Raw genomic sequence first — 16,249 nt, 5'->3', positions numbered from 1 at the left:
GGTATTGTTAAGCCATCAATAAATGGTTTTCAACAATCATTAAAATTTCCTCAAACCCTTATTAAGTCTTGCTTTGCCATGAATCCAAACCAATCATGAAATCCCTTAAAACCATCCAGGAGGCGGTCATGTTGCTGGAGGCACCGACTGTACCAGTTTCCCCCATTGCCTTGCTCCATAGCCTGTTAGAACTGCGGCAGGAAATTACCAAAGAAGGGGAAGCCCGTTTTCAACAGTGGCAATCAAAAATTAAGCGATCCGAATTTATACCTAGTGCCCGCAATCTTGCCTACTATTTGGCCTTGCGCTGGCGGGATCTACGGGCAATTCAAATGGCCTTGATGCCTTGGGGGTTATCGTCCTTAGGGCGGATTGAGTCGCGGGTGCTCCCCAATTTGGATGCGGTGATCAATACTTTGGGCGCCCTGTGCCATACCCATGAGTCACTGCCCCCCCGCCCACCCTTAGATGCCTTTTTTGCGGGCGATCGCCAACTGCGCCGCCAGACGGAAGAACTCTTTGGTCCGATTCGGGGCAAACGCCATGGGCGCATCATGGTGACCCTGCCCCCTGAGGCGGCGACTGACCCCCAATGGAGTATTACGCTCCTGCGCAAGGGGATGAACTGTGCTCGGATCAACTGTGCCCACGATGACCCTGCCACTTGGGAAGCGATGATTGAGCACCTGCAAGCGGCAAGCCACATTACGGGTCAACCCTGCAAAATTCTCATGGACTTGGGGGGGCCAAAACCCCGCATTGCCGACATTTTTCCTGAGGTGGTGCGCCTCCACGGCGGCGATCGCCTGCGCTTGACTACAGCAATTTGCCCTGATGGCGGAGAAATACCGCAATTCACCTGCTCCTTGCCAGAAATTTTGCCGCAATTGGAGGTGGGGCAGCGGATTTGGATTGACGATGGTCACATTGGCGGTCGCATTGTCAGCAAAGATGAGCAAGGGGTGGAACTGACTATCACCCACTGCAAAGAAGGACAGCGGTTGAAAGTGGCCAAAGGCTTAAACTTCCCCGATAGTGATTTGCGCCTGTGTCCTCTGACCGCAAGTGATCGCGAGCATCTGGCCTTTGCTTGCCGCCATGCCGACATCATTGGCTACTCCTACGTCCAGTCCGCCGAGGATATTGCCCTACTGCAACGGGAACTGGAGCATTGTTGTGGCGATCGCGCCGACCAGATGGGCATCATTGCCAAAATTGAGACCCCGAAAGCAATTCGAGCACTGCCAGAACTGATCATCCAAGCGGCGGGTCGGCAACCCTTTGGCGTCATGATTGCCCGGGGTGATCTCGCAGTTGAAATTGGCTACCAACGCTTGGCAGAAATGCAGGAGGAAATCCTCTGGCTCTGTGAAGCCGCCCATGTGCCCGTGGTTTGGGCGACCCAAGTCCTTGAAAACTTGGTGAAAAAAGGCGTGCCCTCCCGTGCAGAAATCACGGATGCAGCGATGGCGGAGCGAGCGGAGTGTGTCATGCTCAACAAAGGCCCCTATGTGGGACTGGCAGTAGATATCCTCGATGATGTTCTTGCCCGCATGGAAGCCCACCAGCAGAAGAAAACACCGCAACTGCGGGCACTGCACTCGTGGCACCCCTACGAGACAATTGTGCGCCAATAAACCTCTAGTTAGCCCTCAGAGAGAATGCTGGGGCGAATTTTATCCCCGTCCCGCAGGGGTCGACCCGAACGGACGACATAGCGATCGCCGGCATTCAAACCACTGAGGATTTCTACTTTGCCCTCCCGCCGTTGGCCTAGGGTGACCTGCCGCTCCTGCACGCGATCGCCAACCACCACAAAAACGCTGCCTTGCCGTGAGGATAGTTGCCCCGCCTCAAAACCACTGAGGGCGGATTGCGGAATCATCAAGCGCGGCGCATTCGCTCCTTGGAAGGCCACCCGTGCCAGTAAACCACTGCCCAGGCGTTCATCGGCATTGTCAATCACGACTTCCACAGGAATCAGACGGGCAGCGGCGGCGGCAGGTGAAATTCGCGTAATCCGTCCTTCATAGGTGCGGTTGGGCACGGCATCAAACGTCACTGTTGCCCCTTGGCCGGGAGCTAATCTCGCTAATTCCCGTTCCGAGACTTCCACAACAACTTTGAGTTGACGAATATCGCCAAGGCGAAGAACTTCTCCCCCCGGTTGCAGTAGGTTGCCCACTTCTGTCAGTCGCTCTAGCACCACGCCATTGAGGGGCGATCGCAGGAGGGCTTGATTCAACCGTGCCCGTGCCTGTTGGACAAAGGCGGTTTGGGCTTGGACTCGTCCTTGGGCAACGGCCACCCCCTGTTGGGCGGTCACCACCTCTGCTTCACGAGACCGCAGTACCTGCCGTGCTGTTTGCGCCGTTGTGCGTGCCTGTTCCGCTGCTTGCGCTGAGACGGCACCATCCCGCAGCAGGGTTTCAAGGCGGCGGGCGTCACTTTCCGCCTGTTGGAGGGTAAGACGGGCTTCTTCGACGGCTGTACGGGCGCGATTGACGGCGGCTTGGGCTTGGATCACCTCGTTGCGACGGGCAGCCAGTTCTGCCTCTGCTTCAAAGACGGCATTTTTCAGCACAATGGGATCCACCTCTGCAAGGAGTTGCCCCGCTTGAACGCGATCGCCCACATCCACGCCAAGGCGAATCACTTGACCTTCCACCTGCGATCGCACCATCACTTCACGGTAGGGGCGAGTGGTACCTGTCAGGGTTGAGCCTGTTTCCAGCCGTTCCAAGCGTGCCACTGCCACATCAGCAGCGACCCCTTCCCTTTCTGGTCGCGCGACTGCCGGTGATTCTAAGCGATTTATTGCCGACTGGCACCCCCCCAAGAGCACCGCGATCGCGATCGCCCCCAGCCATTGTTGTTTCGCCATCATCTGTCTATTTATCTTCCCAACTGCTGCCGATAGCCTATCACACCGTCCCCAACTGCATCAGTAACACCTCCCAGACAAGGCGAGGCTGAACGTACTGCTGCAAATACTGACGGGCACGCTCCAATTGCTGAAGCATAGACACCTTCTGCGGGAACGATCCCCCTTGCCAAATTTGCTGCTGCATTAGACCGAGGAGCCAGAGCTGTCGTTCCACATCAAGGGATTGGCTAATATCTCGTGCCAATTCCAAAGCAGTTTGTAAAGGGAGGGGTGTGGTCAGTTGTTTGCCGAGGTGGCGGAACGGCTCAGGAATCTCTCGCCATGTTTGCCACGCTTGCAGAACTGCTCCTGGGGAGCCAGCTCCTAGGTCAAAGAGGGCGGGGCTAACCTCCTGCCAAAATTCAGGGGGGGCGACCTGTCGCAGAACCTGCTCCAGATCCGAACGATTCAGGGGATAGAAGGGAATTTTCTGACAACGGGAAACTATCGTATTCAAGAGCGCTGACGGACTGGGAGCAATGAGGATCAACGTGGCACGCCCCGGTTCTTCGAGGGTTTTTAGCAGGGCATTGGCGGCAGCTTCGTTCATGGTTTCAGCTTGGGTCAAGACCACTAGCGATCGCGACGCACGCATCGGCGGTTGGCTGAGGTGACGGCTGAGTTGGCGAATTTGCTCTAGACGAATCTGGGGGGCACTGCGGGGAATCTCCTTCTCAGCGGCGACGAGTTGGCGACGGGTGTAGAGCGTCCCTTGGATACTGTAGGTGGGTTCAATCCAGAGGACATCCGGGTGGTTGCTGAGATCCTTGGCCTCGTTGAGAATCGCTTGCAGAAAACAGCGGGCAGTGAGGGCACGGCCTACCCCTTCAGGTCCAACAAAGAGATAGGCGGGGGTGAGTCGCTGGCGATCGAGGGCATGGGTCAAGAGTTGAACAGCGGTTGGCTGACCAATGACGGAGCGAAACCAATTCATGGTTTGGGGAAATGGGCTTTAACATAGGCAATGGCACTGGGGCGATCGCTGACAAGGCCATCAAGCATTGCCGATCGCAGGGCAAGGAGAATTTGCCGTAACTGCGGTCCGCGAGGATAGCCCAACTGTTGCAGATCATGGCCATTTAGGGGCGGCTTTTGCAATCGCCAATGCCAGAGATACTCCCGCAATAGGGCGACATCCCCTAAATCGGCTGCGCTACCTTTTGCCTGCTGTACTGCGGCCAAAAGCACAATGATGGGTAGGGGCTGACGCTCTAAAAATTCACAGTAGCGACTGCGCTGTTGCTGGCTCTGCCGCAATCTCTGCCACTCCTGTTGGCATTGAGGAAAAGTGTCCAGCCACTCACAGATATGCTCCCCCAGTTGCAGTTGACGGGCGATCGCCCCCGCCGTGGGGACAGTCACAATCAAGGCCAAGAGTTCTAGCTCCCACAGGGGAAAGGTTTGCCACTCTCGCCGCTCAGGAATCTCTGGCCACCACTCCCAAACCAATTTCAAGCGCACCTTGGCCGCCTGATCAAACTTCACTTGGCGATCTAAACACTCAAGGGCACCCAATTCCGCGAGTAACGTCAAGGCACGCTCACCGCCAAAGTGTTCCGTTGGCGCAAGGGGCAGTTCAAGGATGTGGCGCAGTTCATTGCGCAGCCGACTTTGCAGGGAAGGCCGTTTTGAGGTGGGGCGATCGCGGGTGGCAAAGACACCGCTGGTGAGGGCATATTCAATGTACTGGCGGGTTTGCGGCTCTAGGTCAAAGCCAAGGCGCACAGCAAAGCGCACGGCTCGAAAAATCCGCGTCGGGTCTTCAATAAAGCTATTGGGGTGGAGCACCCGAATCAGTCGCCGCTGCAAATCCTCCCGTCCGCCAAAGAAGTCCAGAACCTCCCCGTGGCGCGGTGGCGTCAGGCGCATAGCAAGGGCATTGATGGTAAAGTCGCGGCGGTAGAGATCTTGGCGAATCGAACTGGCGGCCACTTCCGGATGCGCCGCCGGATAGGGATAAAACTCACTGCGGGCGGTGGCAATATCCACAGCAAACCCGGCTAAGGGCAAGGCCTTCGGCCAGTGGAGCGCCGCGGTTTGAAACTGGCCATAGATTTGTAAATCCGTCTCTGGGTAAAGGTCATGGAGCGCTTGTGCCAAATGCACGCCAGCAGCTTCCTCCTGTTGCACCCCATCCACCACCAAATCAAACTCCCGTGTCGGTAAATGGTGATTCCCTTGGGCAATGGCCAACAGCAGATCCCGCACGGCGCCACCCACAAGGTATAGTTGCCAGCCGCGTTCCTTGGCGATCGCTGCCGCCCGTTGCAGTAGCGCCCACAGTTGCTCCGGCAGCCGTTGTTGCAGTGCCTCGTAAAGATTTAGGGTTGGCAAGGGGCAGACCGTTTCCGTTTCGCGGCTGAGGGCATAGAGGTGGCGCAGCACATCGGTACGGGTGACAATTCCCACAAGATCACCTTGCTCATTCACCACCGGTAGCCGCCCAATATCGTACTGCACCATTAGGGCTTGAATCTCTGGCAGTGGCGTTGTCGGGGAAACCGTGCGCACCGGTGCTTTCATGTATCCTTTGACCGGGGCATGGGCAAAGCCGTGGTGCAGCGCTACATCCAAATCTCGCCGTGAAATAATCCCCAGCAGTTCCCCTGCGGCACTCACCACCGACAGACCAGAGTGGCCATAGCGCAGCAAGACGCGGTGGGCATCGGCAATGGGGGTTTCTGGACGTACTGTTCGTACGGGTGAGGACATGAGTTCTGCCGCTGTTGGCGGATGGGGAATCTGTGCTTGAAGCGCTGTAAATATCTCTTTGAGCACCGCCTCTGGCTGGTCTGTGGTCATCGTCACTGCGGCGGCTTGGGCATGGCCACCCCCGCCAAGGGGAGCCAGCAAATGGGCAACATTGACATTGGGAATTTGGCTGCGGGCAATAATGGCGAGATGATGTTGGCGATAGCAGTGGCCAAGGAGAATGGCATCGCATTCACTGAGATCCGCCAATTGGGTGATTAACCGCGAGAGGCCGGGGAGATACTCCGCTGTGTGCAGCAGTACCCAGCCCAGCCGATAGCCCTGATAAACCACTTGCTGGAGATTTGCCCACGCCTGCTGCAAATAGGGTTGCAGATCTGCACTCAAGCCAGCCTCGGAATAGGTGGCGATCGCCCGCTGATTGGCCCCTTGGCTCAACAGCCACACCAAGGCCTGCACATCCCGCACCGTGGTTTGCTCAAAGGTCAAGGAACCCGTATCCGCATGAATCCCTAGGGCGAGAACCGTTGCTTCTGTGGGTGTCAGGCGAATCTCTGCGGTCTGCAACTGTTCGCAAATAATGGTGCTGGTTGCCCCCACGGGTTCTAACCATTGCTGCTGGGGGACAATATCCCCCGTCATCTCTAAATGGTGATCGTACAGGCCAATTTGGACTTGGGGTTGATCCAGCCATCCTGCGGCTTGCCCCAATTGGCGGCGCCACTGTGTATCCACCACCCAAATCTGGCGCAATTGACGGGGGTCAACGGCTCTTGCTTCAATGAGGGGATATTCATCGCGATGGTAGGCCAAAAATTCCCCCACCTTGGGATGGGTTCCCCCAGTCAAGACAATTTTGGTTCCCGGATAAAGGCGTGTGACACCGACGGCTGCCCCAAGGGTGTCAAAATCAGCAATTTGATGACAAAGGACAACATCCATCAGAACTTCCGCAAGGGGGCGGTGGCGAGAGTTTTCAACTCCCCTGTATCCAGTCTGCGGCAAGTTGTGTTCCAGCAAAAGGACAAAAATTAGTAGAGAAGAGGAATCAGTTTCTTCACCGTTTGCCGATAGGTTGGGTAGTCCTTAAACTTGGCCGATAGCCACTGTTCTTCTTGAGCGGCCTTGCGGTCAAAGAAAATGAAGAGGGCGATCGCCCCCAGCCCGTGGGAAAGACTCATTTGCCATACACCATAGGCCAAGGCCAAAAAGATCACACTGCTATAGATCGGATGGCGCACCCAAGCATAAACCCCCGTGGTTACTAACTGACTGTCCTCCTTGGGATGGGGTAGGGGTGTCAAGTTGTTCCCTAGGTGAAACAAGCCAGCAATGCCTAGACCAAGGCCAATCAGCCCCAAGCCAAGGGTCAATCCTAGGCGCACCACCAAGGGTAGGCTAACCACTCGTACCACTGGCAAGAGAATAAAGCCGATACTGAGTACCGTTTGGCCAATGACCCAAAATTCTCCCCGTTGATTGCGCCACCAGTCTTTGCTGAAGCCCCACTCTTGCAGTTTATTCACCTTGGTTGCCGCTGTTGCTGCATATCTTCAATTCTAGCGATCGCGCGCTCATTCCACAGGGGGCAACAATTTTGTGGCTTTCGCACTGGCTTTTTTCGCCTTCGTCTGGCCACTTCCCAGTTTACCCAAGGATTCTTGGAGTGTGCCCATCGGGCAAATCGCACACCATGCCCGCTGATTAAAGATCACCCCTAAAAGAATCGCAACAATGGACGTGACGACGCACATATTGACAAAGAGGCCACCTACCGCGACCCAGTTGCCCCATGCCAATGTCATGCGAAGGGCAAAAACCGTCATGATGAAGCTAAACACCGCCCAGCGAAAACTTTGTTTTTTGAAGAGTTTGGGATAGGGACGGTGGGGACTAAAGTGATAAAGCACAATGTCTAGGAACGCGCCACGCGGGCAGAGGTTGCCACACCAGTAGCGGCTGCGAAAATAGGCCAGCACAGGAATACCCAGCATCATGGCCAGCATCAGGTACCCCAGCCAAGGATACCAGAGGCCACCGATCGCAATTAGAAAAAATAGCCAAATCATTGCCCACTGACTGGGCTTGCCCCTCAACGATCGCTTCATAACCTGCCTAGTCGTATAATCTTATATGACTATAAAGTTATTTAGTAGAAAAAGTCAAGGCTTAGCTCCAGTGCCTTCACGACTCTTTACGTGGTCAAGGCAATAGCTAGCCGTGCCGCTCTAGAGCCAATTGCACCAAGCGATGGACTAATTCCGGAAAGGGCACACCACTCGCCGCCCACAGTTGGGGGTACATACTCAGGGCGGTAAACCCCGGTAGGGTATTCACTTCATTAATCAGGATTTCGCCAGTGCTGGGTACATAGAAAAAATCAAAGCGGGCAAGGCCAGCGGCATCAAGGGCTTGAAAGGCCTGTAGGGACATCCTGCGGATCTGCTCACTCACCGCTGGGGAAATCTCCGCAGGAATATGGAGTTGAGCGCGGCCATCGGTGTATTTGGTTTCGTAGTCGTAGAACTCACTGCTGTAGGTAATCTCCCCCACCACCGAAGCTTGGGGTTTATCATTGCCGAGCACCGCGCACTCTAGCTCACGGGCAACCACACCCGCTTCCACAATGATGCGGCGATCCAGTTCGGCAGCGGCCTCAAGGGCAGTTGTCAGTTGTTGGCGATTTTTGGCCTTGGAGATGCCCACGGAGGAGCCAAGGTTGGCAGGTTTGACAAAGCAGGGATAGCCCAATTCGGTTTCAATGCGATCGCACAAATGGTTGTAACGACAGGGATCCGACCACAGGTCACTGCGCTGCAGGGCTACGTAGCGCACTTGGGGTAAGCCCACAGCCCCAAAGACCGTTTTCATCAAGATTTTGTCCATACCAATGGCCGAGGCAGCCACCCCCGAACCCACGTAGGGGCGTTGCATCAATTGCAGCAGGCCTTGCATCGTACCATCTTCACCATTGGGGCCGTGGAGAATCGGGAACCAAACATCAATGGTTTCGGCAACCGCAGGAAACTGCCACAGGGAGTCCTCTGGTGCTGCGCCCTCGGGGATGCCAACATGGTCTGTGGAGCGCCAGCGGCCATCTTTTTGGATGTAGATCGGAATCACTTGATAGCGATCGCGATTGTCGCCCTCGGTAAAGGCTTGGGCGATCGCTGCCGCCGAGACCACCGAAACTTCATGCTCCCGTGAGCGACCTCCAAACAATAGCCCGACCCGCAGACGACCCATAGGACAAACCCGTGTGAATGTGACGGTTTCTTGGTACGATTTTCAAGGATTATACAAAGTTTGGGAGTTGCTATGGACGTGGGGCAAAAAGTGCGCGTCTGTCGAATTCGCGATCGCGTCGCCCAAGACATCATTCAAAAACTCGGCCAAGTGGGTCAAATTACTGGTTTTAAGATGACCGATGGCAGTGGGGTTGGCGTCATTGTCACCTTTGACGATCGCTCCAGCACTTGGTTTTTTGAGGACGAAATTGAAGTCGTCGGCTAATTCCTGCCCTGCCGCCTTTTTCACAGCAACTGAGCGGGGTCAATAAGATCTCAGATTTGCATCCCACTGAATCCGATAGAAAAAGGCTGCATTAGTGGTACGTTGTATTGTGGTGCGCTTGCACCAAAAGCTGCATTCCACTTTCAGTCTCGATCGTTGTGCCCCTTGGGGAGCGATCGCCCTCTGAAAAAACGCAAATGAATTTACCTAGACAGTAGGCAAACGTCCATGGTCATATCAGCAGAACGAACCAATGTAGGCTTTATTACTCAGGTCATTGGCCCTGTCGTTGACATTGAATTTCCCAGCGGCAAAATGCCCGCCATTTACAACGCCCTGCGGATTCAAGGCAAAAACGAGGCCGGCTTAGACGTGGCTGTAACCTGTGAAGTGCAACAACTCCTTGGCGATAACCGCGTCCGTGCCGTTGCCATGAGTAGCACCGATGGCTTAGTGCGGGGGATGGAAGCCGTAGATACCGGTGCCCCCATCAGCGTGCCCGTAGGGACAGCCACCCTTGGTCGCATCTTCAACGTGCTGGGTGAACCCGTGGACGAAAAAGGCGCTGTCAGTGCCACTGAAACCCTGCCCATTCACCGTCCTGCTCCCAGCTTTACGCAACTGGAAACCAAGCCCTCGGTCTTTGAAACCGGCATCAAGGTGATTGACCTGCTCACCCCCTATCGCCGTGGCGGTAAAATTGGCCTCTTTGGCGGTGCAGGCGTCGGCAAGACCGTGATCATGATGGAACTCATCAACAACATTGCGACCCAACACGGTGGGGTGTCGGTGTTTGCTGGCGTGGGCGAACGTACCCGCGAAGGCAATGACCTCTACAACGAAATGATTGAATCGGGCGTGATCGACAAAAACGATCCCAGCAAATCTAAAATCGCCCTTGTGTACGGTCAAATGAACGAACCCCCCGGCGCACGGATGCGTGTGGGTCTGTCGGGGCTGACGATGGCCGAATACTTCCGCGATGTCAACAAGCAGGATGTCCTGCTGTTTATTGATAACATCTTCCGCTTTGTGCAAGCCGGTTCTGAGGTGTCGGCGCTACTCGGTCGGATGCCCTCTGCGGTGGGATACCAGCCCACCCTCGGTACCGATGTGGGTGCCCTGCAAGAGCGGATTACCTCGACCACGGAAGGTTCGATTACTTCGATTCAAGCGGTCTATGTGCCTGCGGACGACCTGACTGACCCTGCTCCGGCCACGACCTTTGCCCACTTGGATGGGACAACGGTGCTCTCCCGTGGTCTAGCCGCAAAAGGGATTTACCCCGCTGTGGATCCCCTTGGCTCCACCTCCAACATGTTGCAGCCGGACATTGTGGGTCAGGAGCACTATCAAACGGCACGGGCGGTGCAAGCCACCCTGCAGCGCTACAAAGAGTTGCAGGACATTATTGCCATTTTGGGTCTCGATGAACTCTCTGAGGAAGACCGCCTAACCGTGGCGCGGGCACGCAAAATTGAGCGCTTCCTGTCTCAGCCCTTCTTTGTGGCGGAAGTGTTCACCGGTGCCCCCGGCAAATACGTCACCCTCGAAGAAACCATCAAAGGCTTCCAGATGATCCTCAGCGGTGAGCTGGATGATCTGCCCGAACAAGCCTTCTACATGGTGGGCAATATCGAAGAAGCCAAAGCTAAGGCTGAAAAACTCAAAGCCTAGGTTTCACAGGTGTCGATACAGGGTGGGGCAACCCGCCCTTTGATCATTGAGTGGCAAGGGAAGCGTTATGGTGATGACCGTCCGGGTAATTGCACCCGATAAAACCGTTTGGGATGCCCCCGCTGAGGAAGTGATTTTGCCCAGCACAACGGGGCAATTGGGTATTCTCTCAAATCATGCCCCCCTCTTAACCGCCTTGGAAACGGGCGTGATGCGGGTGCGCCAAGACCGCGAGTGGGTGGCGATCGCCCTCATGGGGGGCTTTGCCGAAGTTGAAAACAACGAAGTGACCATTCTTGTCAACGGTGCTGAGCGCGGGGACACAATTGACCTCGAAAAAGCCAAGGCCGAATTTGCTGAAGCACAGGCTGCCCTCGCTAAAGCCGAACAGGGGGAATCTAAACAGGCCAAAATTCAAGCCACCCAAGCCTTTCGTCGTGCCCGTGCTCGCTTGCAGGCCGCAGGGGGTGTGGTCGAGATTTAGGTTCTTTCCCTGATTTGCTGAACTGCAATTGCTCCCCCTAGGGGGAGTTTTGTGTTTCACTGGCTTCCTCCGTTTGCTGCCGCAGGTAGGCTTGGATAAAGGGATCGAGGTCACCATCCATTACCTCTTGAATGGCTGTCGTTTCCACCGCCGTGCGCAGGTCTTTGACCAGTTGATAGGGATGGAAGACATAGTTGCGAATTTGGTTGCCCCAAGCCGCTTCAACGGCATCACCGCGAATATCCGCAATTTCTTTGGCCTTTTGTTCTTGGGCAATGACTAATAGCTTGGCCTTGAGAATGGCAAGGGCTTTTTCCTTGTTTTGCAGTTGCGATCGCTCCTGCGTACAGCGGACGGCCAAGCCCGTTGGTTTATGGACAATACGCACTGCCGTTTCCACCTTGTTCACGTTTTGCCCCCCCTTGCCACCACTGCGGGAAGTGGTAATCTCCAAATCGCTTTCCGGGATTTCAACCGTAACGGATTGATCCAGTTCGGGCATCACATCCACGCCGGCAAAGCTGGTTTGCCGTTTACCATTGGCATTAAAGGGAGAAATGCGCACAAGGCGATGGGTGCCCTTTTCAGAGCGCAGATAACCGTAGGCATAGCGCCCCCGAATTTCTAGGGTGGCTGACTTAATGCCCGCCTCCTCCCCCTCCGATAGCTCGGCCAGATGGGTTTGGTAACCGTGGCGCTCCGCCCAGTGGGTGTACATTCGCAGCAACATTTCTGCCCAATCCTGAGCATCAGTCCCGCCAGCACCAGCATTGATCGTGAGAATGGCGTTGTTTTTGTCGTAGGGGCCACTGAGGAGTTGTTCCAGTTCCCAGCGACTCAACTGGGCGTCTAAATCCTTGAGCAGCGTAGTCGCCTCTGTCACCAACCCTTCATCCGGCTCTAGCTCCAGCAGTTCCAGTGCCGTTTCCACGTGTTCAATTGTTTTTTGCCACTGCTGAAGTTGGTTGAGGGCGTCTTTGGCTTCGGTCAACTGTTGGAGCGTGACTTGGGCGATCGCTTGATCATTCCAGAAGTCGGGCTGAGCGGCAGTGTGCTCAAGGTCGTGAATCTTAGCGCTTAATGCTGCTGGGTCAAAGATAGTCCTGGGTATGACCCAGGCGATCGCGCAACAGGGAAAAATCGCGTTTGAGCGTACTTAAATCGATCATTCTACAATGCAAAGGAAATGAATTCTGTTGATATTCTATCAAAGGCAGACCGCCGCCCAACGCTACTGTGGGCTATTTCTGAGGCAGCTGAGGGGTCAAGGCAAGAAATGTTAAGTTTTTCACCCTTGCCCTTAGTCCCTCCCAAGTGTCACCATGATCCCTAGGTGAACTCTGGGGAATGGAACCCATGGCCATCAAAAACTCGCCCGAAGTACCCCGCAATCGCTGGATTGGCAATGCCTTACTCTTTCTGGGTTTGGGATTTCTGCTGCTGAACCTCTTCTTTCCGCAGCTCTTTGCACCGCGCCCGCCTCAGGTTCCCTACAGTATGTTTATCCATCAGGTGCAAGAGGGAGAAGTGGCTCGCGCCTATGTGGGTCAAAATGAGATTCTTTATCAACTCAAACCCCAGGGGGATAAGCCTGCCCAAGTGTTGGCGACCACGCCCATCTTTGATTTAGAGTTACCTAAACGCTTGGAGGAACAGGGGGTTGAATTTGCTGCCGCGCCACCCCCCCGCAACAGTTGGCTATTGAATGTCTTGGGCTGGGTGATTCCGCCGATTGTTTTTGTGCTCGTTTTCCAATTCTTTGCCAGTCGCCAAGCGGGCGGTGGTCCTCAGGGGGTTCTCTCCATCAGCAAAAGCCGCGCTAAGGTCTATGTCGAAGGTGCGAACACGGGGATTCGCTTTGATGATGTGGCCGGGGTGGAAGAAGCCAAGGCGGAACTGGTGGAGATTGTGGATTTCCTAAAAAATCCCCAGCGCTACATTCAAATTGGAGCCCGCATTCCCAAGGGGGTGCTGCTGGTGGGGCCGCCGGGGACAGGGAAAACCCTGCTGGCCAAAGCCGTTGCTGGCGAAGCTAATGTCCCCTTCTTCTCCATTTCAGGTTCTGAATTTGTGGAGCTATTTGTGGGCGTCGGGTCGGCCCGCGTACGGGATCTCTTTGAGCAGGCGAAAAAGCAAGCCCCCTGTATTGTCTTTATTGATGAGTTAGATGCCATTGGTAAGTCCCGTTCCAGTGCCGGTTTTTATGGCGGGAACGATGAGCGGGAGCAAACCCTCAACCAACTGCTGACGGAAATGGATGGCTTTGATGCCACGGGGGCAACGGTGATTGTCCTTGCGGCAACGAACCGCCCAGAAACCCTTGATCCGGCATTGCTGCGCCCTGGACGCTTTGACCGCCAAGTCTTGGTCGATCGCCCCGATTTGAGTGGTCGGGAGGCAATTTTGAAAATTCATGCCAAAAAGGTGAAACTGGCTCCTGAAGTGGATCTGCACGCGATCGCTGCCCGTACACCGGGGTTTGCTGGCGCAGACTTGGCCAACCTAGTCAATGAAGCAGCCCTACTGGCGGCGCGCAATCAACGGGAAGTGGTGACGCAGCAGGACTTTGCCGAAGCAATTGAACGCATCGTGGCTGGCCTTGAGAAAAAAAGCCGTGTCCTCAACGACAAGGAGAAGAAAATTGTCGCCTACCACGAAGTCGGTCATGCCCTTGTCGGCTGTGCGCTGCCGGGCAGTGGTCGGGTAGAGAAAATCTCGATTGTGCCCCGTGGCATGGCGGCTCTTGGTTACACATTGCAATTGCCGACGGAGGATCGCTTCCTCCTTGATGAGCAAGAATTGCGCGCCCAAATTGCCACCTTGCTAGGGGGGCGATCGGCAGAGGAGATTGTCTTTGGCACGATCACAACTGGAGCTGCGAACGATCTACAACGGGCCACAGATTTGGCAGAGCGGATGGTGCGCAGCTACGGCATGAGCAAAGTCCTTGGTCCTCTTGCCTTTGAGCAACAGCAGGCGAGCTTTTTGACGAACAATGGCATGATGCTACGGGCAGTCAGTGAGGAAACCGCTCAAGCCATTGATCGCGAAGTCAAAGAAATTGTCGAGTCAGCTCACCAGCAGGCGCTCAGTATTCTTAAGGAGAACCGTGACCTTCTCGAAGCGATCGCCCAAAAACTCTTAGAAAAAGAAGTGATTGAGGGCGAAGAACTCCACGAACTACTGAGCCAAGTAAAAACCCCAACCGCTGCTTAACCAACGGAGCCGCAAAACCGCCAAAAAAAAAGACCAGCGGATTACTGGTCATTCAGTCCAATGTTTTTGTCTCAGAAGAGAAGTCAAGGTGCACACAAAGCGGTGAGGGCGATCAAAAAGCTGCACTGCCTGAGCTCCCCTTCTTCCTCCATGATAATGTAGCGAGAGTCACAAAAGTTCACATATAAAATCTTTAGGTATTTCTACTCAAATCCATAACCGCAGGTAATCAGTTTAGCGGCCACCGACGGTAATGGCATCGACTTTAATGTGGGGTTGACCAACAGTGACGTAGATACTACCGCTAATCGAGCCACAGAAACCGGGGGCAAGGGCGAGATCGTTGGCAGACATTGAAATTCGCTGCATGATTTCCTCGGCTTCGCCAATCAGTGTGGCTCCCTTGAGGGGCTGTTTGATTTGGCCATGTTCAATCCAGTAGGCTTCCTCAACGGCAAAGTTAAATTGCCCCGTGGCACCAACACTACCGCCCCCCATGCGTTTGCAGTAAATGCCGCGATCAATGGAGGTAATTAAGTCCTCAACACGGTATTCACCGGGGGCAATGTAGGTATTGCGCATCCGCGAAGCGGCGGCATAGGTATAACTTTGGCGGCGGCCACTGCCCGTGCGAGGGTGCCCTGTGCGCATCGAACCCGCGCGATCGCTCAGGAAATTCTTAAGGATGCCATTTTCAATCAGCAACGTGCGCTGCGTCGGCATCCCCTCATCGTCCATATCAATACTGCCAAAGGCACCGCTGGTGATTCCCTCATCCCAAGCGGTCAAGTTTTCATGGGCAATTTTTTCGCCTTTTTTATCAGCAAAGGGGGTCGTACCGCGTTCAATTTGAGTGGTTTCCAAGAGGTGACCACAGGCTTCATGGAAGATCACCCCCCCAAATTGGTTGGCCATGATCACCGGGTAAGTACCCGATTCCACATAGTCAGCATAGAGCATTTTGCCCGCCGCTTCGGCAACGGTATCGGCCAAGGTGGTGTAGTCCCACTGACGCAAAAAGTCTGGATTACTGGTATCGCCATTGCGCTCACCAATAGAGGCGCGGTGCTCGCCATCCGCACAGAGAACAGAGGCCACTGCTGACTGGGTGAGGCGAATATCGCGACCAAAGGTGCCATCACTAGCGGCCACCATTACCTCTTGCCAATCGCGAAAATAACTGAGGCGGCGGGATTGCAGATGCTGGGTTTTCTGGCGTAGGCGATCGCTCCCCGCCAGCAGAATATCGGCCACTTCAGCAATAGAACTACAGCTAGCCAGCCAGCCTTCCTTGCGGCCTTGGGCATAGTCCCGCAGCAATTCAAGGTGGATTTCAGGCACGTAAGCTTGCGGACTGGGTAAGAGCAACCCCATTAAGCCCAAAGCCTTCTCTAGAGCCGCCCGCAACCCCTTGAAGCTGAGGTCATTGGTGCTCACGTAGCAATCACTGGTACCGCGAAAAACGCGAATACCCGCCCCTAAACTCAAGCGAGGGGAGACACTCGTCAGGCGATCGTCCTCGACAAGGGTACTGAGGTAATGGTTGCGCTCAAGGAAAATCTCGACAAAATCAGCGCCAGCCGCCCGCCCAAGGCCAAGGAGCGTAGCGAGGGGAGATTCCCAAGAGCCGTCAAAGCGATCGCCTTCGGGGGAATAGCTAAGGTGGGCAAGATCCGCAGAACGAAGTAGCGTGGCTGGCATTGTTAACAATCACTTAACAT

At 55.0% G+C, this 16,249-nt stretch carries 13 protein-coding genes; 5 read left to right on the top strand and 8 right to left on the bottom strand.

What is annotated here, in order from left to right:
• The first annotated feature begins 128 nt into the window (after window positions 1-128).
• Window positions 129-1,637, top strand: a complete 1,509-nt coding sequence (locus M0646_RS01035) for a pyruvate kinase (protein ID WP_149817339.1) — start codon at window positions 129-131, stop codon at window positions 1,635-1,637.
• A gap of 8 nt (window positions 1,638-1,645) precedes the next feature.
• Here M0646_RS01035 and M0646_RS01030 read toward each other — a convergent pair whose 3' ends face one another.
• The 6 genes from M0646_RS01030 to M0646_RS01005 all read right to left on the bottom strand — a co-directional run bounded on the left by M0646_RS01030 (window position 1,646) and on the right by M0646_RS01005 (window position 8,884).
• A complete protein-coding gene (locus M0646_RS01030; protein ID WP_286626211.1) occupies window positions 1,646-2,887 on the bottom strand; it encodes an efflux RND transporter periplasmic adaptor subunit in 1,242 nt (413 codons plus the stop codon).
• A gap of 37 nt (window positions 2,888-2,924) precedes the next feature.
• A complete protein-coding gene (locus M0646_RS01025; RefSeq protein ID WP_286626209.1) occupies window positions 2,925-3,860 on the bottom strand; it encodes a DNA polymerase III subunit delta' in 936 nt (311 codons plus the stop codon).
• Window positions 3,857-6,580 (bottom strand): CBS domain-containing protein, encoded by a 2,724-nt coding sequence (locus M0646_RS01020; RefSeq protein ID WP_286649769.1) that lies wholly within the window; start codon window positions 6,578-6,580, stop codon window positions 3,857-3,859. Before M0646_RS01020 ends, M0646_RS01025 begins: the two co-directional genes overlap by 4 nt.
• 89 nt (window positions 6,581-6,669) lie before the next feature.
• Window positions 6,670-7,164, bottom strand: a complete 495-nt coding sequence (locus tag M0646_RS01015) for an isoprenylcysteine carboxylmethyltransferase family protein (protein WP_149817331.1) — start codon at window positions 7,162-7,164, stop codon at window positions 6,670-6,672.
• Window positions 7,165-7,212: 48 nt separating this feature from the next.
• Window positions 7,213-7,746, bottom strand: a complete 534-nt coding sequence (locus tag M0646_RS01010; protein ID WP_206201259.1) for a 4Fe-4S binding protein — start codon at window positions 7,744-7,746, stop codon at window positions 7,213-7,215.
• Between the two features lie 106 nt (window positions 7,747-7,852).
• A complete protein-coding gene (locus M0646_RS01005; protein WP_286649768.1) occupies window positions 7,853-8,884 on the bottom strand; it encodes a D-alanine--D-alanine ligase family protein in 1,032 nt (343 codons plus the stop codon).
• A gap of 72 nt (window positions 8,885-8,956) precedes the next feature.
• Here M0646_RS01005 and M0646_RS01000 point away from each other — a divergent pair, with 72 nt between their 5' ends.
• The 3 genes from M0646_RS01000 (at window position 8,957) to atpC (ending at window position 11,312) form a co-directional block, all read left to right on the top strand.
• Window positions 8,957-9,151 (top strand): DUF2862 domain-containing protein, encoded by a 195-nt coding sequence (locus M0646_RS01000; protein ID WP_149817325.1) that lies wholly within the window; start codon window positions 8,957-8,959, stop codon window positions 9,149-9,151.
• Between the two features lie 228 nt (window positions 9,152-9,379).
• Window positions 9,380-10,828 carry a F0F1 ATP synthase subunit beta gene (gene atpD / locus M0646_RS00995; RefSeq protein WP_149817323.1) on the top strand — a complete coding sequence of 483 codons (1,449 nt, stop codon included), beginning with the start codon at window positions 9,380-9,382 and terminating at the stop codon, window positions 10,826-10,828.
• 67 nt (window positions 10,829-10,895) lie between these two features.
• The gene (atpC, locus tag M0646_RS00990; RefSeq protein WP_149817321.1) at window positions 10,896-11,312 is read left to right on the top strand and encodes an ATP synthase F1 subunit epsilon; all 417 of its coding nucleotides are present in this window, start codon (window positions 10,896-10,898) and stop codon (window positions 11,310-11,312) included.
• A 37-nt stretch (window positions 11,313-11,349) separates the two neighbouring features.
• On the opposite strand, the gene prfB is transcribed toward atpC, so the two are convergent.
• A protein-coding gene (gene prfB / locus M0646_RS00985) for a peptide chain release factor 2 (RefSeq protein WP_286626203.1) occupies window positions 11,350-12,481 on the bottom strand; the annotation gives its coding sequence in 2 pieces (ribosomal slippage) (window positions 11,350-12,405 and window positions 12,407-12,481; 1,131 coding nt in all).
• 187 nt (window positions 12,482-12,668) lie between these two features.
• Here prfB and ftsH4 point away from each other — a divergent pair.
• Window positions 12,669-14,528: an ATP-dependent zinc metalloprotease FtsH4 gene (ftsH4, locus tag M0646_RS00980; RefSeq protein ID WP_149817316.1), complete on the top strand. Its 1,860-nt coding sequence runs from the start codon at window positions 12,669-12,671 to the stop codon at window positions 14,526-14,528.
• A gap of 234 nt (window positions 14,529-14,762) precedes the next feature.
• Here the strand turns inward: ftsH4 and M0646_RS00975 are convergent, their stop codons facing one another.
• Entirely contained in the window at window positions 14,763-16,229 is a 1,467-nt protein-coding gene (locus M0646_RS00975; protein ID WP_286626201.1) for a TldD/PmbA family protein, read from the bottom strand.
• Window positions 16,230-16,249: the final 20 nt, after the last annotated feature.

The organism is Thermosynechococcus sp. B3, from assembly GCF_030323045.1.
Classification (GTDB): Bacteria; Cyanobacteriota; Cyanobacteriia; order Thermosynechococcales; family Thermosynechococcaceae; genus Thermosynechococcus.
This window is presented reverse-complemented; position numbering and strand designations above follow the sequence as displayed.

Excerpts from the sequence above, each read along its gene's own strand:
- M0646_RS01035 (WP_149817339.1), top strand. The coding sequence starts at position 129 with ATGTTGCTGGAGGCACCGACTGTACCAGTTTCCCCCATTGCCTTGCTC.
- M0646_RS01030 (WP_286626211.1), bottom strand. The coding sequence starts at position 2,887 with ATGATGGCGAAACAACAATGGCTGGGGGCGATCGCGATCGCGGTGCTC.
- M0646_RS01025 (WP_286626209.1), bottom strand. The coding sequence starts at position 3,860 with ATGAATTGGTTTCGCTCCGTCATTGGTCAGCCAACCGCTGTTCAACTC.
- M0646_RS01020 (WP_286649769.1), bottom strand. The coding sequence starts at position 6,580 with ATGGATGTTGTCCTTTGTCATCAAATTGCTGATTTTGACACCCTTGGG.
- M0646_RS01010 (WP_206201259.1), bottom strand. The coding sequence starts at position 7,746 with ATGAAGCGATCGTTGAGGGGCAAGCCCAGTCAGTGGGCAATGATTTGG.
- M0646_RS01005 (WP_286649768.1), bottom strand. The coding sequence starts at position 8,884 with ATGGGTCGTCTGCGGGTCGGGCTATTGTTTGGAGGTCGCTCACGGGAG.
- M0646_RS01000 (WP_149817325.1), top strand. The coding sequence starts at position 8,957 with ATGGACGTGGGGCAAAAAGTGCGCGTCTGTCGAATTCGCGATCGCGTC.
- atpD (WP_149817323.1), top strand. The coding sequence starts at position 9,380 with ATGGTCATATCAGCAGAACGAACCAATGTAGGCTTTATTACTCAGGTC.
- atpC (WP_149817321.1), top strand. The coding sequence starts at position 10,896 with ATGGTGATGACCGTCCGGGTAATTGCACCCGATAAAACCGTTTGGGAT.
- ftsH4 (WP_149817316.1), top strand. The coding sequence starts at position 12,669 with ATGGCCATCAAAAACTCGCCCGAAGTACCCCGCAATCGCTGGATTGGC.
- M0646_RS00975 (WP_286626201.1), bottom strand. The coding sequence starts at position 16,229 with ATGCCAGCCACGCTACTTCGTTCTGCGGATCTTGCCCACCTTAGCTAT.